This is a genomic window from Mycolicibacterium holsaticum DSM 44478 = JCM 12374, from assembly GCF_019645835.1.
Lineage (GTDB): Bacteria > Actinomycetota > Actinomycetes > Mycobacteriales > Mycobacteriaceae > Mycobacterium > Mycobacterium holsaticum.
The window spans coordinates 2,203,385-2,221,015 of record NZ_CP080998.1 but is presented as its reverse complement, the minus strand read 5'-3'; the positions used below and the strand labels follow the sequence as shown (position 1 = coordinate 2,221,015).

16 protein-coding genes are annotated in these 17,631 nt (G+C 67.6%); 8 read left to right on the top strand and 8 right to left on the bottom strand.

Annotated elements, in window-relative coordinates; all coding sequences use genetic code 11:
* The first annotated feature begins 40 nt into the window (after positions 1-40).
* From K3U96_RS10660 to K3U96_RS10640, 5 genes are all read left to right on the top strand, one after another.
* The gene (locus K3U96_RS10660; RefSeq protein ID WP_220692986.1) at positions 41-949 is read left to right on the top strand and encodes an ACP S-malonyltransferase; all 909 of its coding nucleotides are present in this window, start codon (positions 41-43) and stop codon (positions 947-949) included.
* 92 nt (positions 950-1,041) lie between these two features.
* Positions 1,042-1,341: a meromycolate extension acyl carrier protein AcpM gene (gene acpM, locus K3U96_RS10655; protein WP_069404904.1), complete on the top strand. Its 300-nt coding sequence runs from the start codon at positions 1,042-1,044 to the stop codon at positions 1,339-1,341.
* Positions 1,338-2,588, top strand: a complete 1,251-nt coding sequence (gene kasA, locus K3U96_RS10650; RefSeq protein ID WP_069404903.1) for a 3-oxoacyl-ACP synthase KasA — start codon at positions 1,338-1,340, stop codon at positions 2,586-2,588. The genes acpM and kasA overlap by 4 nt, the downstream gene beginning before the upstream one ends.
* A 27-nt stretch (positions 2,589-2,615) precedes the next feature.
* Positions 2,616-3,887, top strand: a complete 1,272-nt coding sequence (gene kasB, locus K3U96_RS10645; RefSeq protein WP_220692985.1) for a 3-oxoacyl-ACP synthase KasB — start codon at positions 2,616-2,618, stop codon at positions 3,885-3,887.
* Between the two features lie 54 nt (positions 3,888-3,941).
* Positions 3,942-5,363 carry an acyl-CoA carboxylase subunit beta gene (locus K3U96_RS10640; RefSeq protein ID WP_220692984.1) on the top strand — a complete coding sequence of 474 codons (1,422 nt, stop codon included), beginning with the start codon at positions 3,942-3,944 and terminating at the stop codon, positions 5,361-5,363.
* A 39-nt stretch (positions 5,364-5,402) separates the two neighbouring features.
* On the opposite strand, the gene K3U96_RS10635 is transcribed toward K3U96_RS10640, so the two are convergent.
* Positions 5,403-6,941, bottom strand: coding sequence for a glycerol-3-phosphate dehydrogenase/oxidase (locus K3U96_RS10635; RefSeq protein ID WP_220692983.1), 1,539 nt, complete (start codon positions 6,939-6,941; stop codon positions 5,403-5,405).
* The gene (locus K3U96_RS10630) at positions 6,938-7,519 is read right to left on the bottom strand and encodes a TetR/AcrR family transcriptional regulator (RefSeq protein ID WP_069404899.1); all 582 of its coding nucleotides are present in this window, start codon (positions 7,517-7,519) and stop codon (positions 6,938-6,940) included. Before K3U96_RS10630 ends, K3U96_RS10635 begins: the two co-directional genes overlap by 4 nt.
* A gap of 59 nt (positions 7,520-7,578) precedes the next feature.
* On the opposite strand from K3U96_RS10630, the gene K3U96_RS10625 reads away from it, so the two are divergent.
* Positions 7,579-9,159 carry an FAD-binding oxidoreductase gene (locus K3U96_RS10625; protein ID WP_220693483.1) on the top strand — a complete coding sequence of 527 codons (1,581 nt, stop codon included), beginning with the start codon at positions 7,579-7,581 and terminating at the stop codon, positions 9,157-9,159.
* 48 nt (positions 9,160-9,207) lie between these two features.
* Here K3U96_RS10625 and K3U96_RS10620 read toward each other — a convergent pair whose 3' ends face one another.
* Entirely contained in the window at positions 9,208-10,392 is a 1,185-nt protein-coding gene (locus K3U96_RS10620; RefSeq protein ID WP_220692982.1) for an RNA-guided endonuclease InsQ/TnpB family protein, read from the bottom strand.
* 113 nt (positions 10,393-10,505) lie between these two features.
* On the opposite strand from K3U96_RS10620, the gene K3U96_RS10615 reads away from it, so the two are divergent.
* Positions 10,506-11,411: a diacylglycerol kinase gene (locus K3U96_RS10615; RefSeq protein ID WP_220692981.1), complete on the top strand. Its 906-nt coding sequence runs from the start codon at positions 10,506-10,508 to the stop codon at positions 11,409-11,411.
* On the opposite strand, the gene K3U96_RS10610 is transcribed toward K3U96_RS10615, so the two are convergent.
* From K3U96_RS10610 to K3U96_RS10590, 5 genes are all read right to left on the bottom strand, one after another.
* The gene (locus K3U96_RS10610) at positions 11,408-11,920 is read right to left on the bottom strand and encodes a DUF3145 domain-containing protein (protein WP_069404919.1); all 513 of its coding nucleotides are present in this window, start codon (positions 11,918-11,920) and stop codon (positions 11,408-11,410) included. The two genes, K3U96_RS10615 and K3U96_RS10610, sit on opposite strands and share 4 nt — an antisense overlap.
* A 117-nt stretch (positions 11,921-12,037) precedes the next feature.
* Positions 12,038-12,862 (bottom strand): serine hydrolase domain-containing protein, encoded by an 825-nt coding sequence (locus K3U96_RS10605; RefSeq protein ID WP_069404895.1) that lies wholly within the window; start codon positions 12,860-12,862, stop codon positions 12,038-12,040.
* A 10-nt stretch (positions 12,863-12,872) separates the two neighbouring features.
* Entirely contained in the window at positions 12,873-13,949 is a 1,077-nt protein-coding gene (locus K3U96_RS10600) for a class I SAM-dependent methyltransferase (RefSeq protein WP_220692978.1), read from the bottom strand.
* Between the two features lie 89 nt (positions 13,950-14,038).
* On the bottom strand, positions 14,039-15,655 hold the full coding sequence (locus K3U96_RS10595; protein WP_220693482.1) for a response regulator transcription factor: 1,617 nt from the start codon (positions 15,653-15,655) through the stop codon (positions 14,039-14,041).
* A gap of 27 nt (positions 15,656-15,682) precedes the next feature.
* Positions 15,683-16,453 (bottom strand): dioxygenase family protein, encoded by a 771-nt coding sequence (locus K3U96_RS10590; protein WP_069404893.1) that lies wholly within the window; start codon positions 16,451-16,453, stop codon positions 15,683-15,685.
* A 64-nt stretch (positions 16,454-16,517) separates the two neighbouring features.
* On the opposite strand from K3U96_RS10590, the gene K3U96_RS10585 reads away from it, so the two are divergent.
* Positions 16,518-17,609 carry an S-(hydroxymethyl)mycothiol dehydrogenase gene (locus tag K3U96_RS10585; protein ID WP_220692976.1) on the top strand — a complete coding sequence of 364 codons (1,092 nt, stop codon included), beginning with the start codon at positions 16,518-16,520 and terminating at the stop codon, positions 17,607-17,609.
* Positions 17,610-17,631: the final 22 nt, after the last annotated feature.

Below are 17,631 nucleotides of genomic sequence, written 5' to 3'. Positions count from 1 at the left end.
TACACCGCGCAAAACCGTCTTCACAGTGTTCTCTTAGAGAGTGCTTGCATTGCTTGCGCCCGGACAGGGCTCCCAGACTCCCGGCATGCTCGCCGCGTGGCTTGAGCTACCCGGTGCTGCCGAGCGTCTTGCCGCCTGGTCGCAGATCAGCGGACTGGACCTGGCCCGCCTGGGCACCACCGCGGCCGCCGAGGAGATCACCGACACCGCGGTGACCCAGCCGCTCGTCGTCGCCGCGACCCTGCTCGCGCACGAGGAACTGACCAAGCGCGGCCTGCTGCAGGGCCAGGACTTGCTGGTGGCGGGCCACTCCGTCGGTGAGATCGCCGCATACGCCATCGCCGGGGTCATCTCCCCCGACGACGCGGTCAAGCTGGCCGCCACTCGTGGCGCCGAGATGGCCAAGGCCTGCGCAGCGGAGCCGACCGGTATGGCCGCGGTGCTCGGCGGCGACGAAACCGAGGTGCTCGCTCGCCTCGAAGCGCTCGACCTGGTGCCGGCCAACCGCAACGCCGCCGGACAGATCGTCGCCGCGGGTGCCCTCGCCGCGCTGGACAAGCTGGTCGAGGACCCGCCGGAGAAGGCGCGGGTGCGCAAGCTGGCCACCGCGGGCGCTTTCCACACCCACTACATGGCCTCGGCCCTCGACGGTTACGCCGCCGCGGCCGACGGTGTAACGACCAACGAGCCGAGCGCGACGCTACTGTCGAACGCAGACGGCCAGCCGGTGGCCTCGGCCGCCGACGCCATGACCAAGTTGGTCGCGCAGATGACCCGCCCCGTGCGGTGGGACCTGTGCACCGCCAGCATGCGGGACAACGATGTCACCGCGATCGTCGAGTTCCCGCCCGCCGGGACGCTGACCGGTATCGCCAAACGCGAACTTCGGGGAGTGCCGGCCTACCCGGTTAAATCCCCGGCTGACCTGGACGGGCTCGCAGAGTTCTGACGGGCATCACATTTCCGGCTCGCCGGGAAGCACAACCGCATATCTGAACGTCACAACAAGTAAGCAGTACCAAACAAATAGAAGGAGCCACCGTGCCCGCAACTCAAGAAGAAATCATTGCCGGTCTCGCCGAGATCATCGAAGAGGTCACCGGTATCGAGCCGTCCGAGGTCACCCCGGAGAAGTCGTTCGTCGACGACCTGGACATCGACTCGCTGTCGATGGTGGAGATCGCCGTCCAGACCGAGGACAAGTACGGCGTGAAGATCCCCGACGAGGATCTCGCCGGCCTGCGCACCGTCGGTGACGTCGTCGCCTACATCCAGAAGCTCGAGGAAGAGAACCCCGAGGCCGCTGCCGCCATTCGGGCGCAGATCGCGGACAACAAGTGACCAGACCTTCCACTGCTAACGGCGGTTTCCCCAGCGTTGTGGTAACCGCCGTTACGGCGACGACGTCGATCGCGGCGGACATCGAGAGCACGTGGAAGGGCCTGCTGGCAGGCGACAGCGGAATCCGCGTGCTCACCGACGACTTCGTCACCAAGTGGGACCTGCAGGTCAGAATCGGTGGACACCTCAAGGAGCCCATCGATCCACAGATGTCGCGTCTCGACATGCGCCGGATGTCCTACGTCCAGCGGATGGCCAAGCTGCTCAGCGGTCAGCTCTGGGAGACCGCGGGTAGTCCCGAGGTCGACCCGGACCGCTTCGCCGTCGTGATCGGCACCGGCCTGGGTGGCGGCGAGAAGATCGTCGAGACCTACGACGCGATGAACGAGGGCGGCCCGCGCAAGGTGTCGCCGCTGGCCGTTCAGATGATCATGCCGAACGGTGCGGCCGCGGTCGTCGGGCTTCAGCTCGGGGCCCGCGCAGGCGTGCTCACCCCGGTGTCGGCCTGCTCGTCAGGCTCGGAGGCCATCGCTCAGGCGTGGCGGCAGATCGTCATGGGCGACGCCGACATCGCCGTATGTGGCGGTGTCGAGGGCGGTATCGAGGCGCTGCCGATCGCGGCGTTCTCGATGATGCGCGCCATGTCGACCAACAACGACGATCCCGAAGGCGCATCACGGCCGTTCGACAAGAACCGGGACGGTTTCGTGTTCGGTGAGGCCGGCGCGCTCTTGGTCATCGAGACCGAGGAGCACGCGAAGGCACGCGGCGCCAAGCCGCTGGCCCGGTTGCTCGGTGCGGGCATCACCTCGGACGCCTACCACATGGTCGCCCCGGATCCCAACGGTCTGCGGGCCGGCCACGCAATGAAGCGTGCGATGGAGACCGCGGGCTTGGAGCCCAAGGACATTCAGCACGTCAACGCTCACGCCACGGCCACGTCGATCGGTGACGTCGCCGAAGCCAACGCGATTCGCGTGGCGGGCGTCGAACATGCCCCGGTGTACGCGCCGAAGTCGGCGCTCGGCCACTCAATCGGGGCCGTCGGAGCGCTGGAGTCCGTGCTGACCGTGCTCACGCTGCGCGACGGCGTCATCCCGCCGACGCTCAACTACGAAACCCCCGACCCCGAGATCGATCTCGATGTCGTTGCGGGCGAGCCTCGATATGGCGACTACCAGTACGCCATCAACAACTCGTTCGGTTTCGGTGGGCACAATGTCGCCCTGGCGTTCGGACGCTACTGAGCTAGGAAAGGAAACGTCGGGACTGTAATGGCAGGGCAGACACGGCTGACTCGGCTCTCCACAGGAGCCGGTTTCCCCAACGTCGTCGTCACCGGTATCGCGATGACGACGTCCGTGGCGACCGACGCCGAGGGCACCTGGAAAGCGTTGCTGGAGGGGCGCAGCGGAATCCGCAAGCTCAAGGATCCGTTCGTCGAACAGTACGACCTCCCGGTCCGTATCGGTGGTCACCTGCTCGAGGATTTCGACTCCGAGCTCACCAAGGTCGAACTGCGCCGGCTGTCGTATCTGCAGAAGATGTCGACGGTGCTGGGCCGGCGGGTGTGGAAACACGCGGGTTCCCCCGAGGTGGACACCAGGCGGTTGATGGTGTCGATCGGGACGGGCATGGGTTCGGCCGAAGAGCTCGTCTTCGCCTACGACGACATGCGCGCCAAGGGTATGCGGGCGGTATCGCCGTTGGCGGTGCAGAAGTACATGCCCAACTCCCCTGCTGCCGCGGTGGGCTTGGAACGCGGCGCCAAAGCCGGTGTGATCACGCCGGTTTCGGCGTGCGCCTCCGGATCCGAAGGTATTGCGCACGCATGGCGCAACATCGTGCTCGGCGAAGCCGACATCGCGATCTGCGGTGGTGTCGAATCCAAGATCGAGGCCGTGCCGATCGCCGGTTTCGCCCAGATGCGAATCGTGCTGTCCAACACCAACGACGACCCGCCAGGTGCTTGTCGTCCGTTCGACAAGGACCGCAACGGTTTCGTGTTCGGTGAGGCCGGCGCGCTGCTGGTCATCGAGACCGAGGAACACGCCAAGGCGCGCGGGGCCAACATCCTGGCCCGCATCATGGGTGCCAGCGTCACGTCCGACGGCTACCACATGGTGGCCCCCGACCCCAACGGTGAGCAGGCCGGACATGCGATGACCCGCGCCATCCAGCTCGCGGGCCTCTCGCCCACCGATATCGACCACGTCAACGCGCACGCCACCGGCACCTCGGTCGGTGACGTCGCCGAAGGCATCGCGATCAACAATGCGCTCGGCTCACACCGGCCTGCGGTCTACGCACCCAAGTCGGCCCTGGGGCATTCGGTGGGCGCGGTCGGAGCGGTGGAGTCCATCATCACCGTGTTGGCGCTGCGGGACGGCATCATCCCGCCGACGCTGAACCTGAAGAATCAAGACCCCGAGATCGACCTGGATGTCGTTGCAGGTGGGGCTCGGCCCGGAAATTACCAGTACGCAATCAACAACTCGTTCGGATTCGGTGGGCACAACGTCGCGCTCGCCTTCGGGAAGTACTGACGTACCCACAACTCGAGGCGCACGCCGAAATCCGGTGCGCTACAGGAGGTTTCGATGACGATCATGGCGCCCGAGACGGTTGGCGAATCGTTGGACCCACGCGATCCGCTGTTGCGGCTGAGCACGTTCTTCGACGACGGCACCGTTGAGCTGCTGCACGAACGTGACCGCTCCGGCGTCCTCGCCGCCGCAGGCACCGTCAACGGCGTCCGCACCATCGCCTTCTGCACCGACGGCACCGTCATGGGTGGCGCCATGGGTATGGAGGGGTGTACCCATATCGTCAACGCCTACGACACCGCCATCGAGGAGCAGAGCCCGATCGTCGGGATCTGGCACTCGGGCGGCGCGCGCCTCGCCGAGGGGGTCAAGGCCCTGCACGCGGTCGGCCTGGTCTTCGAGGCGATGATCCGGGCGTCGGGCTACATCCCGCAGATCTCGATCGTCGTCGGCTTCGCCGCGGGTGGCGCGGCCTACGGGCCCGCGCTGACCGACGTCGTGATCATGGCGCGGGAAGGCCGGGTGTTCGTCACCGGACCCGACGTGGTGCGCAGCGTGACCGGCGAGGACGTCGACATGGCGTCGCTGGGTGGCCCGGACACCCACCACAAGAAGTCCGGCGTATGCCACATCGTCGCCGACGACGAGATCGACGCCTATGACCGCGGCCGCCGGCTGGTCGGCTTGTTCTGCCAGCAGGGCCATTTCGACCGGGCCAAGGCAGAAGCCGGTGACACCGACCTGCACGCGCTGTTGCCCGAATCCGCGCGGCGCGCCTACGACGTGCACCCGATCGTCGAAGCGCTCCTCGACGACGACGCACCGTTCGACGAGTTCCAGGGCAAGTGGGCGCCCTCGATCGTCATCGGCCTCGGCCGGCTGTCGGGCCGTACCGTCGGCGTCATCGCCAACAACCCGCTGCGCCTGGGCGGCTGCCTGAATTCCGAGAGCGCCGAGAAGGCCGCGCGGTTCGTGCGGTTGTGCGACGCGTTCGGCATCCCGATCGTCAACGTCGTCGACGTGCCCGGCTATCTGCCCGGCGTGGATCAGGAGTGGGGCGGGGTGGTGCGCCGCGGCGCGAAGCTTCTGCACGCGTTCGGCGAGTGCTCGGTGCCGCGCGTCACGTTGGTGACGCGCAAGATCTACGGCGGCGCCTACATCGCGATGAACTCGCGCTCGCTGGGCGCGACGAAGGTGTTCGCGTGGCCCGACGCCGAGGTCGCGGTGATGGGCGCCAAGGCCGCGGTCGGCATTCTGCACAAGAAGAAGCTGGCCGCCGCGTCCGACGACGAGCGCGAGGCGCTGCACGAGGAACTGGCCGCCGAGCACGAGCGGATCGCCGGTGGGGTCGATTCCGCGATCGACATCGGCGTGGTCGACGAGAAGATCGACCCGTCGACGACCCGCAGCAAGCTGACGCAGGCGCTGGCCGAAGCGCCGGCCCGCCGCGGTCGCCACAAGAACATCCCGCTGTAAGGCAGCGATTTCGGCGCGCTCAGCGCCCGTGACGGGGCATTAGCGCGCCGAAACCACAAATTCGTCGGCTACCGTCTCGGCCCGGTCGCGGTCGGCCTTGACCAACCCGATCCGGGTGCGACGGTCGAGGATGTCGTCGGCGGTCAGCGCGCCTTCGTGCGTCACCGCGTATTCGAACTCCGCGCGGATGACGTCGATCCCGTCGGCCACCGGTTCGGTCGGCCGCTCGCAACTGGCGGCCACGATCACGTTGGGGGCCTCGGCGCCGTAACGCGCGACCAGCGAACTGGGTATCTCGACCGGCGCGCGCAGCGTCGTGACGGGATTCGAGGGCGCGCCGACCAGCGGCAGGTTGCGGGTGCGGCAGGGTGTGGCGGTCAGCCCGCGCAACGCGACGGCCCGGTCCACGACATCCTCGGCCATATAGCGGTATTCGGTCAGCTTGCCGCCGATGATGCTGATCAGACCCGACGGCGACTCTACGACCGCGTGCTCGCGGGACACGTCCGCCGTGCGGCCCGCTCCGGTGTCGATCAGCGGCCGCAGCCCGGCATACGCGCCGATCACGTCTGAGGATCCCACCGAGACGTCCAATGCCGTGTTCACGGTGTCGAGCAGGAACGTGATCTCCTGCGGAGTCGGTTCGGGCACATCGGGAATCGGGCCAGGCGCGTCCTCGTCGGTGAGCCCGAGGTAGATCCGGCCCAGCTGTTCGGGCATCGCGAACACGAAGCGGTTGATCTCCCCGGGTATCGGAACGGTCAGCGCCGCAGTCGGATTGCCGAATGCTTCGGCGTCGAACACCAGATGCGTTCCGCGGCTTGGCCGCAGCTTGATCGACGGGTCCACCTCACCGGCCCATACCCCGGAGGCGTTGACGACGGCGCGGGCCGTGACATCGAAGGATTCGCCGGATAGCTGGTCGGTCAGCCGCGCCGTGGTGCCCGTGGCGTCGGAGGCCGCTACCCGGGTCAGAATGCGCGCGCCGTGCTGTGCCGCGGTGCGGACCACCGCCGTCACCAGGCGCGCGTCGTCGATCAACTGCCCGTCGTAGGCAAGCAGGCCACCGTCTAATCCGGCGCGGCGCACCGTCGGGGAGAGCTCGATGGCGTGCGATGCGTCGACACGCCGTGAGCGCGGCAGCGTCGAACCCGGGGTGCCAGCCAGCTTGCGCAGCCCGTCGCCGGCCAGGAAGCCGAACCGGACCAGCGCCCGCGACGCGGTGTTCATCGACGGCAGCAGCGGAACCAGTTGGGGCATGGCGTTGACGAGGTGCGGGGCGTTGCGGGTCATCAGGATTCCGCGTTCGATCGCGCTGCGCCGCGCGATGCCCACGTTGCCGGTCGCCAGGTAGCGCAGCCCGCCGTGCACGAGCTTCGAACTCCACCGGCTGGTGCCGAAGGCGATGTCGTGCTTTTCGACCAGCGCGACGCTCAGCCCGCGGGTGGCCGCGTCCAGCGCGATACCCGCACCGGTGATGCCGCCGCCGATCACCAGGACGTCGGGCGATTCCCCGTCGGCCAGCGCAGCGAGTTCGGCGGCGCGCCGGGTGGCGTTCAGAGCTGTTGAGCCAGTCACGGTTTCAGGTATCCATTCAGGGAGTGAGCCAGTTCGACGGCCAACGCGTCGGCGTCGAGGATGGGAGCGACGATCTGGGCGGACTGAATCGTCGACTGGGTGATCAGCACGCACATGGCCGCGAGTTGGCGCGGGTCGCCGTCGCGAACGCTGCCCTCGTCCTGTGCCAGTTTGATCTCGCCGGCGACCGCGTCCAACAGGATCTGCTGGCTGGTACCCAGTCGTTCGGCGATGTAGACCATGGCCAGCTCCGGTGCGCTGTGCAGCACCGACATCACCACGTCGTCACCGCGTACACGCTGTGCGACGGCGACGATACGGTCGACGAGCGCCTCGCGCCCCACGCCTTGTGCGGACACCTCATCGAGCAGGGCCACGATCCGCGCGGTCAGCAACGCGGCCATGATCGATCGGGTATCGGGCCAGCGTCGATACACCGTGGGCCTGCTGACGCGCGCGCGGCGGGCGATCTCGGCCAGGGTGACGCGGTCGATTCCGTATGCCGTGACGCAGTACGCCGCCGCCTCGAGGATCCGGTCCTCGATCGACGCCGAAGTTACGTTACTGCTTGACATCATGTGTAATACTGTAACGCATGACGCGTCGAGATGACCACCCGGCCGGCCTGCTGCCCCCGATGAAGTGGAACGCCTGGGGTGACCCCGACGCCGCCAAACCCCTGTCAGAAGGGATCCGGGCGCTGCTCGAGCAGGCCCTGGGGGTGGCGGGATCGACGGTTCCCGAACCGACGGTCGAGGAGGTGCGGCTCCGGCCGTCCGCGCTGTCCGACGCCGACCGCGACGGCTTTTCTGCGATCGTCGGCGCTGAGTACTGCACTGTGGACGACCGTGGACGCCTGTTGCGCGCCGGCGGCAAGTCCACGCTGGACCTGTTGCGCCGCAAGGATTCCGGTGTGCAGGATGCCCCGGATGCGGTGCTGCTGCCGGGCTCCGAGGACGAGATCGCTTCGATCCTGCGGTTCTGCGCCGAGCGGGGTATCGCGATCGTGCCGTTCGGCGGCGGCACCAGCGTCGTCGGCGGGCTCGACCCGATCCGCGGCGACTTCGCCGCCGTCGTCTCGCTGGACCTGCGGCGGCTGAACCAGCTGCATTCCCTCGACGAGATTTCCGGTGAGGCCGAACTCGGCGCCGGAATGACCGGGCCCGACGCCGAACGCCTGCTCGGCGAGCGCGGCTTCTCGCTCGGCCATTTCCCGCAGAGCTTCGAATACGCCACCATCGGCGGGTTCGCCGCCACCCGGTCCTCCGGGCAGGATTCGGCAGGCTACGGCCGGTTCAACGACATGGTCCGTGGGCTGCGGGCGGTCACCCCGGCCGGCACGCTCGAGTTGGGCCGCGCCCCGGAGTCAGCGGCCGGACCCGACCTGCGCCAGCTGCTGATCGGTTCGGAGGGCGTGTTCGGCGTCATCACCCGGGTGCGGGTCCGGGTGCACCCCGTGCCGACCGCCACCCGCTACGAGGCCTGGTCGTTTCCCGACTTCGCGACCGGCGCCGACGCGCTGCGCGCCGTCGTGCAGACCGGCACCGGACCGACCGTGATCCGGCTGTCCGACGAGGCAGAGACCGGCGTCAACCTCGCGACCACCGAGAAAATCGGCGAACAGCAGATCACCGGCGGCTGCCTGGCCGTCACGCTGTTCGAGGGCACCGACGCCCACGTTGCGAGCCGCCACGCCGAGACCCGCGCGGTGCTGGAGGCCGCGGGCGGAACCTCGTTGGGTGAGGAACCGGCTCGAGCCTGGGAGCACGGCCGGTTCGGCGCGCCGTATCTGCGGGACTCGCTGCTGTCCGCAGGCGCGCTGTGCGAGACGCTGGAGACCGCCACGAACTGGTCGAATGTGTTGGCGCTCAAGGCCGCGGTCACCGAGGCGCTGACGAGTTCGCTCGCCGAATCCGGCACACCGGCGCTTGTGCTGTGCCACATTTCCCATGTGTACCCCACCGGCGCGTCGCTGTATTTCACCGTCGTGGCCGGACAGCGCGGCAACCCCATCGAACAGTGGCGCACGGCCAAAACCGCCGCCTCGGATGCGATGATGCGCACCGGCGGCACCATCACCCATCATCATGCGGTGGGCGCGGACCACCGGCCGTGGATGCGCGACGAAGTGGGCGACCTCGGCGTCGCGGTGCTCCGCGCGGTCAAGGCCACGCTGGATCCGGCGGGAATCCTCAACCCCGGCAAGCTGATTCCTTGACGTCCTCCCCGGACCAAAGTCCGGAGATTCCAACCCCATACCACCCGCCTACGCGGCAGGAGTAGAGAATTGAGGTTCACGGTTCATAGACCGCCCACTGGCGAGGTCTCCCCGTGCGGTCACCGCCCGTCCGGCGGCGATGTTACGTGCAGCATTGACGTCGGCGTTGCACCGTCCAGCAGTGCAGGCTTCGCACTCGAAAACCGCTTGGCTCTTGCGGTTCCCAGGAGCGACGTGCCCGCACGCGGAGCATCGTTGCGACGTGTACGCAGCCGGCACCTGCTCGACCCGGCCGTAAGCCTTGTGCTGCAGGCGTGTAACAAGCTGGCCCCAGCCGCTTCGGCTGATTGCGCGATTGAGCCCCCTCTTCTGAGCCACGCCCATACCGGGCTGCTGGATGGTGCCGCTCGCGGAGCGCGTCATCGCCCGCGCATCAAGGGCCTCGACTCTGATCACGTCGAACCGCCCTGCGAGGTCGGTAGTGGTTTTTTCCACCCAGTCCTTGCGCCGATCTCTTTCGCGTGCCTTCAGTCTCGCGATCGCCCGTTTGACCTTCTCGCGTCGACGGGAGCCGAGCTTGGCGCGGGCGAGCCGCTGCTGCAACACCTTCAGTCGTTTCGACTCACCAGGTGTAAGACTGGGTGCGTGAAGCAGTTCGCCGGTCGACAGAGCAGCCGACACCGCCACGCCGCGATCGACCCCCACCACGCTGCCGTCACCTGGACTAGTGATCGGATGGGGAATGTTCGCGAACGCGATATGCCAGCGTCCAGCCCGATCACGCTTAACCCGGTAAGACTTGACACCGTCCGGCACCGCCCTCGACAGGCGAAGCCGCACCCAACCAACCTTCGGTACCCATATGCGGCCGAAGCGGCGGTTCAACCGCTCGACATGGTGCGCCTTCACGGCGACTTGCCGAAACCCTTCATGCACGCCGGCCTTGCGCCACGTCGGACGGCTATGCGTTCCGTTAAAGAAGTTTCGCATCGCTTGGGCGAAATCGCGCAGCGCCTGTTGCTGCACCGTGTGACTTCCTGCGCGAAGCCACCCGTATTCTCCCCGAATCTCCGTCAACTGCGCGCACTGCTCGACATAACCGGGAGCCTTGCGGCCCGGTTGCCAGTATTGCTGCTGCTCCACCGCCAAATTCCACACATACCGCGCATCCCGACAATGCGCCAACAAGCCCTCCTCTTGCTCGGGAGTCGGCAACAGTCGGAACCGGGACATACCCGAACCGTAATTCCCACCACCGACAATCGCTGCCCTAGTAGACCCTCATCCGTCGAGAGCGGCTTCCTTCCGGGAGTGACGTCCCAGGTTCCCAGCCGAAGGAAGCATCAATGATGTCAGTCGGCCGGGTCACTGTCCTGACCAACCCGATGTCGGGGCACGGCAGCGCGTCACACGCCGCCGAGCGGGCGGCCGCCAGGTTCGCCAAGCGCGGCGTCGACGTCGTCGCCATCGTGGGCCGCGACGCCGAGCACGCCCGCCGCCTCGTCGAGGGCGCCCTCGAACGCGATATGGACGCGCTCGTGGTGGTCGGCGGCGACGGCATCATTTCCCTCGCGCTGCAAGTGCTTGCCAAGACCGACATACCGTTGGGCATCATCCCCGCCGGCACGGGTAACGACCACGCGCGTGAATTCGGCATTCCGCGAAAGGATCCCGAGGCGGCCGCCGACGTCGTCGTCGATGGTGTCACCAAGACCATCGACTTGGGTCGCATCGTGGGCGCCGACGGCACCAACAAATGGTTCGGCACCGTGATGGCCGCCGGGTTCGACTCGCTGGTCACCGACCGGACCAACCGGATGACCTGGCCGCACGGCCGGATGCGCTACAACCTGGCGATCGTCGCCGAGTTGTCGAAGCTGCGGCTGTTGCCGTTTCGGCTGTGCCTGGACGGGCGCGAGATGGACATCGAGTTGACGCTGGCCGCGTTCGGCAACACCAAGAGCTACGGCGGCGGGATGCTGATCTGCCCGGACGCCGACCCCACCGACGGCAAGCTCGACGTGACGATGGTGGCCTCAGCCTCGCGCACCAAGCTCATCCGGCTGTTTCCCACCGTGTTCAAGGGCACCCACGTGCACCTCGACGAGGTGAGCACAGCCCGGGCGCAGACGATCACCGTCGACTCGCCGGGTATCAACGCCTACGCCGACGGTGAGTACATCTGCCCGCTGCCGGTCGAGGTGTCGGCGGTGCCTGCCGCGCTGAAGATCCTGCGCCCGGCTGGCAGCTAGCCCACTCCGCGCGACAGCCAGCTGACCTCGGCGCCCTCCCCGCCGTCGCGGTAGGGCTCGAGTGCCTCGTCCCATGCGGTGCCCAGAACCGAATCGAGCTCGGCGGCGAGCATGTCGGCGCCCTCGGCCATCAGCGCGCGCAACCGCATCTCCCCGACCATCACGTCGCCGTTGGCGCTCATCGGCCCGCTCCACATGCCCAGCTGCGGGGTGTGGCACCACCGGTGTCCGTCGACGCCGGCGCTGGGATCCTCGGTCACCTCGAACCGCAGCACCGACCACGAGCGCAGTGCGCTTGCCAACTGGGCACCCGTGCCGACCGGGCCGACCCAGTTGGTGACCGCGCGCAGCTGTCCGGGCATGGCCGGCTGCGGGGTCCACTTGAGATTCGCCCTGGCTTGAAGGGTCGACGACAACGCCCACTCGACATGCGGGCACACCGCCGCGGGTGAGGCGTGGATGTACACCACGCCTGTCGTCGCGTCGGCGAACTGATTCGCTGCACGCATCTGCTGCTCCTTCGGTTCCACGAGGGACGTCTTCCCCAACGACCTGGCAAAACCGAATGACTTGCAGATATGTATGTGTCGTGCGTGTCTATTGTGCCTTGTGTGACCCCTGTTGCGCTAGTCTGCGCGGAATTCTCTCAGCACTTCATCAGAGAGGGCAGGCCACGGGGTGTATGCCCACTTGTCGAAGTCGCGGTCGGTGAGCACCACGAGCGCGAGCTCGGCCTCCGGATCAACCCATAAAAACGTGCCTGACTGGCCGAAATGGCCGAACGTGGCGCCGGAGTTGGCCGACCCGGTCCAGTGTGGCGACTTGGTGCCGCGGATCTCGAAACCCAGCCCCCAGTCGTTGGGCCGCTGCACCCCGAAACCGGGCAGCACGCCGGTCAGACCGGGGAACTGCACGCTGGTGGCCTCGGCGTGCATCTGCGCCGACACCGTGGCGGGGCGCAACAGGTCGACGGCGAAGGCCGCGAGGTCGGTCACCGTCGACGTGGCCCCGAACCCGGCGGCGGACGCGCCGCCGGTCAGCGACGTGGCTGACATGCCGAGCGCTTCGAACACCGCCTCGGTGAGGTACTGCCCGAACTCGATGCCCGACGCCTGCGCGATCGTCTCGGCCAGGACGGTGAAGCCGTAGTTGGAGTACACCCGGCGGGTGCCGGGCTTGGCCATCAGCTCCGCGGAGTTCATCGAGTAGCCGGTCGCGTGTGCCAGCAGGTGGCGCACGGTCGAGCCCGGTGGGCCCGCTTCGGTGTCGAGTCCGATCGCGCCTTCTTCGACTGCGATGTGCGCGGCGCGGGCGACCAACGGTTTGGTGACCGACGCCAGCCGGAACTTGTGCCCGCCGTCGCCGTACTCGGCGAGCACCCCTGACGGACCGACCACGGCAGCAGCCGCTGTGGCCACCGGCCAGTCGGCAATAGCGTTCAGCGCGCCCACCGCGCGGAGCTTACTTGCGGGCGATGTAGTAGTTGTTGATCGGGTCCGACTCGATCTCGCGCACCTGCACCTCGGCGAAACCGGCGTCGACGAGCATCGACTCGGCGAGCTGGCGGCCCCAGCACGTGCCAAGCCCGGCGCCGTCTAGCCCCAGCGACACGCTCATGCAGTGCATCGTCGACACCGTGTACATGTACGCGGAGAACGGGGCACCGACGTTGTCCTCCAGCCGGCTCGACGCCTTGATGTCGACCATCAACAGGTAGCCGCCGGGCCGCAGCGCGCGGTGGATGTTCTCCAGCACCTTGGCGGGCTGGGCCTGATCGTGGATTGCGTCGAAAACGGTGATGACGTCGTAGTTTTCGACGGCGTCGAGCTCAGCGACGTCGCAGGCGACGAACGCCGCGTTGGTCAGGCCGAGTTGCGCGGCTTCGGCCCGGCCGGTGCCCAGCCCCTCATCGGAGAAGTCGATCCCGGTGAAGCGGCTGGCCGGAAACGCCGTGGCCATGACGTTGATGGCATGTCCGCTGCCGCAACCGATGTCGGCGACGTCTGCACCCGCGCGCAGCAGCTCCGGCAGCCCGTCGGCCATCGGCAGGATGACGTCGACCAGCGCCGCATCGAACACCTCCCCGCTCTCCTCGGCCATCACCTGGTGAAAGCGCGGATACTCGCTGTAGGACAGGCCGCCGCCGGTTCGGAAGCATCCGATGATCTTCTGTTCGACCTCGGCCAGCAGCGGGATGAACTGCGCGACGCGGGCGAGGTTGTCCGGTCCCGCCGCGCGGGTCAGCACCGCCGCGCGCGATCGCGGCAACGTGAACGTCTGGTTGGTTGCGTCGTAGTCGACCACCTGTGCCGCCACGACGCCGCCGAGCCACTCGCGCACGTAACGTTCGTTGAGCCCGGCTGCGTCGGCGATCTGGGCGCTGGTGGCCGGAGGAAGTTCGGCCAGCGTGTCCCACAACTTGGTCTGATGGCCGATCGACAGCAGGATGGCCAGGCTGGCGCTGTCGATCGCACCGACCATGCGCTCTGCGAACTGTTCGGTGGTGTCGGCCACCGCGGTATCGGGCAAAGTCGTCATGACGAAAACAGTAGGCCGCACAACGTTCGAACGCATCGGGAAAACCATGCAAATCCGCGACTGCATGATGATGCAAATGATGTAGGCAGTTAGTGCAACAAGTTCTGTTCGTGCGCCCAGGCCACTGCCGCGGTACGCGACGAGACCCCGAGCTTGCCATAGATGTTGGCGAGATGTCGCCCGACGGTCTTCTCGCTGATACAGATCTGCTCGGCGACCTGCTTGTTTGTCCCGCCGCTGGCCACCCGCCGCAGGATGTCGATCTCCCGTCTGGTTAGACCGCCCGGCAAGGGCGACGCGCACTGAGACGACTCGACCCCAAGTTGGGCATAGATGTTCTCCGCGGTTGCCGCGTCGGCGGCGGCCAGATCCTGCTCTCCGAGACCTCTGTGCGCCACCGACATCCATTCATAGACTTGCGCGGTTTCGTAACGGCACTGTTGTACGCGGTACTCCCGCAGTGCGCCCTCCAGCACTTCGAGAGCGTGCGCGTGTTGAGCGCGTCGCACCAGCACCGCACCACGCGCATGCGCCGCCCACGCCCGGAAGCCCGGTGTGCCGAATGCGGCTGCCCCGGATTCCAATTCTTGACAATGCCTTTCGGCCTCGTCGATGTCGTCGCGGGACAAGGCCACCTCGACGGCACCGAACAGCAGACGCATCCGGCCCAGCCGATCCTCGCCCGCGAGCGCCACCCGCAGATTGGTCCATGCAATCTCGCCGTCACCCAGATGACAGTGCAGCAGCGCCTCGCCGGGTTGGGGCTCGACGCCCAGTTCTCGCGCCCGTGCGAAGGCGGCAAGTGCGCCGTCGGCGTCGCGGCGAAGGCGACGTACTTCGCCGAGTTGGTAATAGCCCTCGCCCGCGGCCCAACTGTTGACCTCTTCCAGCGCGCGGCTTGTCTGATCCAGTCGAGCGTCCAGGGCCGTGTAGTCGTCGGTGCCAGCCAACAGTTGCAGACGATGCACGTCACATACGCCGCCGTAGGTGATCGAGGCCGCGAAGTCGCGGCACCAACGCTCCATCGACTGAGTCCACGACCGCATGCGCGGCAGATCGGCAAGCCGGTGGCAGTGATGCAACACGATGCAGTAGATGTCGCCGGCCCAGTCCAGCGGCACCTGATCAGCCAGCACCGGCAGCATCGCCTCGTCGATCAGGCTGTACGCCTCGGCCATCCGGCCGTCCAGCATCGCCTCCAGCCCCTCGGCGACGTGGGACAACGCGGTCAGCGCAGGCGAATCGAGCCGCCCGCACAGTTCCCGCAGCGCGCTCACCCGCGGCCCGATGACGGCGGTGTCGCGGTTCCGCACGGCGACGACGGCGTCCAGGTAGGCCAGGTATGCGTGGGTCGGGCCGGCGGGCGCGCCCTCGAGCAGGCGCCGCGCCCGATTCATCCAGCCCTGCCCGATGTTGACGTCGCCGCGGGTGAGCCACCCCAGCGCGACGTCCACCGCTTTCATCGCCGCCGACGGCGGATCGGTGCGGGCCAGTTGGGTGAAGACCCGCTCGGCGACCCGCAACGATTCCTTGCCGTGCCCGAGGCGCCAGGCCGCGGTGGCCATCGCGTCGAGGTCGTCGACGCCCAGCGAGGTGTCCTCCGCGGCCTGCGTGAACGCTTCGTAGGCCGCGCGCCAGTCGCGGCGCCCGTGCGCGCTGCGCGCCGCGATCAGAAGTTCACTCGAAACGTCCAGCCGGGTAACCATGTCGATTCGGGTCAACGGTATCTCCCCTCAGAGCAGTTCGATCGATCGTTTCGCCAGTCCCATCCAATATCCGTCGATCACCTGGCGCGGGGCTTGGCCGGGGTCCGAGGATGCGCCGAGCGCAACGAACAGCGGTGCGAAGTGCTCGATCGTGGGATGCGCGTACGGCATGCCCGGCGCGCGGTGGCGGAAGTCGACGAGCGCGTCGACGTCGCCGGCGGCGAACCGTTCGGCCGCCCATGCGTCGAACTCCACGGACCACCCCGGTGGCACCGCGCCCGGCGACGGGTCGTCGAGGAACGGCAGCCCGTGCGTGGTGAACCCGGACCCGATGAGCATGACGCCGTCGTCGCGCAGCGGTCGCAACCGTTCACCGAGCCTCAGCAGGTGTTGCGGATCCAGCGTCGGCATCGAGATCTGCACGACGGGGACATCGGCGTCGGGATACATCACCGTCAACGGAACGTAGGCGCCGTGATCGAGCCTGCGGTGCGGGTCGTGGCGCACCGGTTCGTCGGCCGGCATCGCGGCTTCGACGCGCGCCGCGACGTCGGCGGCGCCGGGCGCGTCGTAGGTGACGTCGTAGTAGTGCTGCGGAAATCCCCAGAAGTCGTAGGTCAACGGCGTCCGCGGCGACGTCGAACCGATGGTCAGCGGCGCGGACTCCCAGTGCGCGGAGACGACGAGGATCGCCGTGGGGCGGGGCAGTTCGCCGGCCCATGCCGTCAGCTGCGACACCCACAGGTCGTCGTCGACGAGCGGGGGTGCGCCGTGGGACAGATACAGCGCCGGGATCATGCCTCCAGCCTGACACTCCGCTGCGCCCTCCTCACCGAAATTGCCCACCCATTACGTTGGACGCATGAGTCAAACGGTTCGTGGTGTGATTTCGCGGAAGAAGGGTGCGCCGGTCGAGGTGGTGGATGTGGTCATCCCCGATCCCGGCCCTGGCGAGGTGGTGGTCGACGTGATCGCCTGCGGTGTGTGCCATACCGACCTGACCTACCGGGACGGCGGTATCAACGACGAATACCCGTTCCTGCTCGGCCATGAGGCCGCCGGCACCGTGGAATCCGTCGGTGCGGGGGTCACCAACGTGGCCCCAGGCGATTTCGTGATCCTGAACTGGCGTGCGGTGTGCGGGCAGTGCCGGGCATGCAAGCGCGGCCGCCCGCACCTGTGCTTCGACACCCACAACGCGGCGCAGAAGATGACGCTGAGCGACGGCACCGAGTTGACGCCCGCGCTGGGCATCGGCGCGTTCGCCGACAAGACGCTGGTGCACGAGGGCCAGTGCACGAAAGTCGATTCCGCCGCCGACCCGGCCGTGGCCGGGCTGCTGGGCTGCGGCGTGATGGCCGGCATCGGCGCGGCGATCAACACCGGTGCGGTCAACCGTGACGACACCGTTGCGGTCATCGGGTGCGGCGGCGTCGGCGACGCGGCGATCGCCGGTGCGGCACTGGTCGGCGCCAAGCGAATCATCGCGGTGGACACCGACAACAAGAAGCTGGACTGGGCGCGCGAGTTCGGCGCCACCCACACCGTCAACGCGCGCGAGCTCGATCCGGTGGAAACCATCCAGGACCTCACCGACGGGTTCGGCGCCGACGTGGTGATCGACGCGGTCGGGCGTCCGGAGACCTGGAAGCAGGCCTTCTACGCCCGTGATCTGGCGGGCACGGTGGTGCTGGTGGGTGTTCCGACGCCGGACATGACGTTGGAGATGCCGCTGGTCGACTTCTTCTCCCGCGGCGGATCGCTGAAGTCGTCCTGGTACGGCGACTGCCTGCCCGAGCGCGACTTCCCCACGCTGATCAGCCTGTACCTGCAGGGCCGGTTGCCGCTGGAGAAGTTCGTCACCGAACGGATCGCGCTCGACGATGTGGAAGGGGCGTTCACGAGAATGCATGGTGGAGAGGTATTGCGCTCGGTGGTGGTGTTAGACCGATGAGCGCTTGCGCGATGAGGAGAAA

What these genes read in the sequence shown, in the direction of transcription:
- K3U96_RS10610 (WP_069404919.1), bottom strand. Translation starts at nt 11,920, where the DNA reads ATGCGTGCAGCGAATCAGTTCGCCGACGCGACGACAGGCGTGGTGTAC.
- K3U96_RS10590 (WP_069404893.1), bottom strand. Translation starts at nt 16,453, where the DNA reads ATGATCCCGGCGCTGTATCTGTCCCACGGCGCACCCCCGCTCGTCGAC.
- K3U96_RS10630 (WP_069404899.1), bottom strand. Translation starts at nt 7,519, where the DNA reads ATGATGTCAAGCAGTAACGTAACTTCGGCGTCGATCGAGGACCGGATC.
- K3U96_RS10640 (WP_220692984.1), top strand. Translation starts at nt 3,942, where the DNA reads ATGACGATCATGGCGCCCGAGACGGTTGGCGAATCGTTGGACCCACGC.
- K3U96_RS10620 (WP_220692982.1), bottom strand. Translation starts at nt 10,392, where the DNA reads ATGTCCCGGTTCCGACTGTTGCCGACTCCCGAGCAAGAGGAGGGCTTG.
- kasB (WP_220692985.1), top strand. Translation starts at nt 2,616, where the DNA reads ATGGCAGGGCAGACACGGCTGACTCGGCTCTCCACAGGAGCCGGTTTC.
- K3U96_RS10585 (WP_220692976.1), top strand. Translation starts at nt 16,518, where the DNA reads ATGAGTCAAACGGTTCGTGGTGTGATTTCGCGGAAGAAGGGTGCGCCG.
- K3U96_RS10600 (WP_220692978.1), bottom strand. Translation starts at nt 13,949, where the DNA reads ATGACGACTTTGCCCGATACCGCGGTGGCCGACACCACCGAACAGTTC.
- K3U96_RS10595 (WP_220693482.1), bottom strand. Translation starts at nt 15,655, where the DNA reads ATGGTTACCCGGCTGGACGTTTCGAGTGAACTTCTGATCGCGGCGCGC.
- K3U96_RS10625 (WP_220693483.1), top strand. Translation starts at nt 7,579, where the DNA reads ATGAAGTGGAACGCCTGGGGTGACCCCGACGCCGCCAAACCCCTGTCA.
- K3U96_RS10615 (WP_220692981.1), top strand. Translation starts at nt 10,506, where the DNA reads ATGATGTCAGTCGGCCGGGTCACTGTCCTGACCAACCCGATGTCGGGG.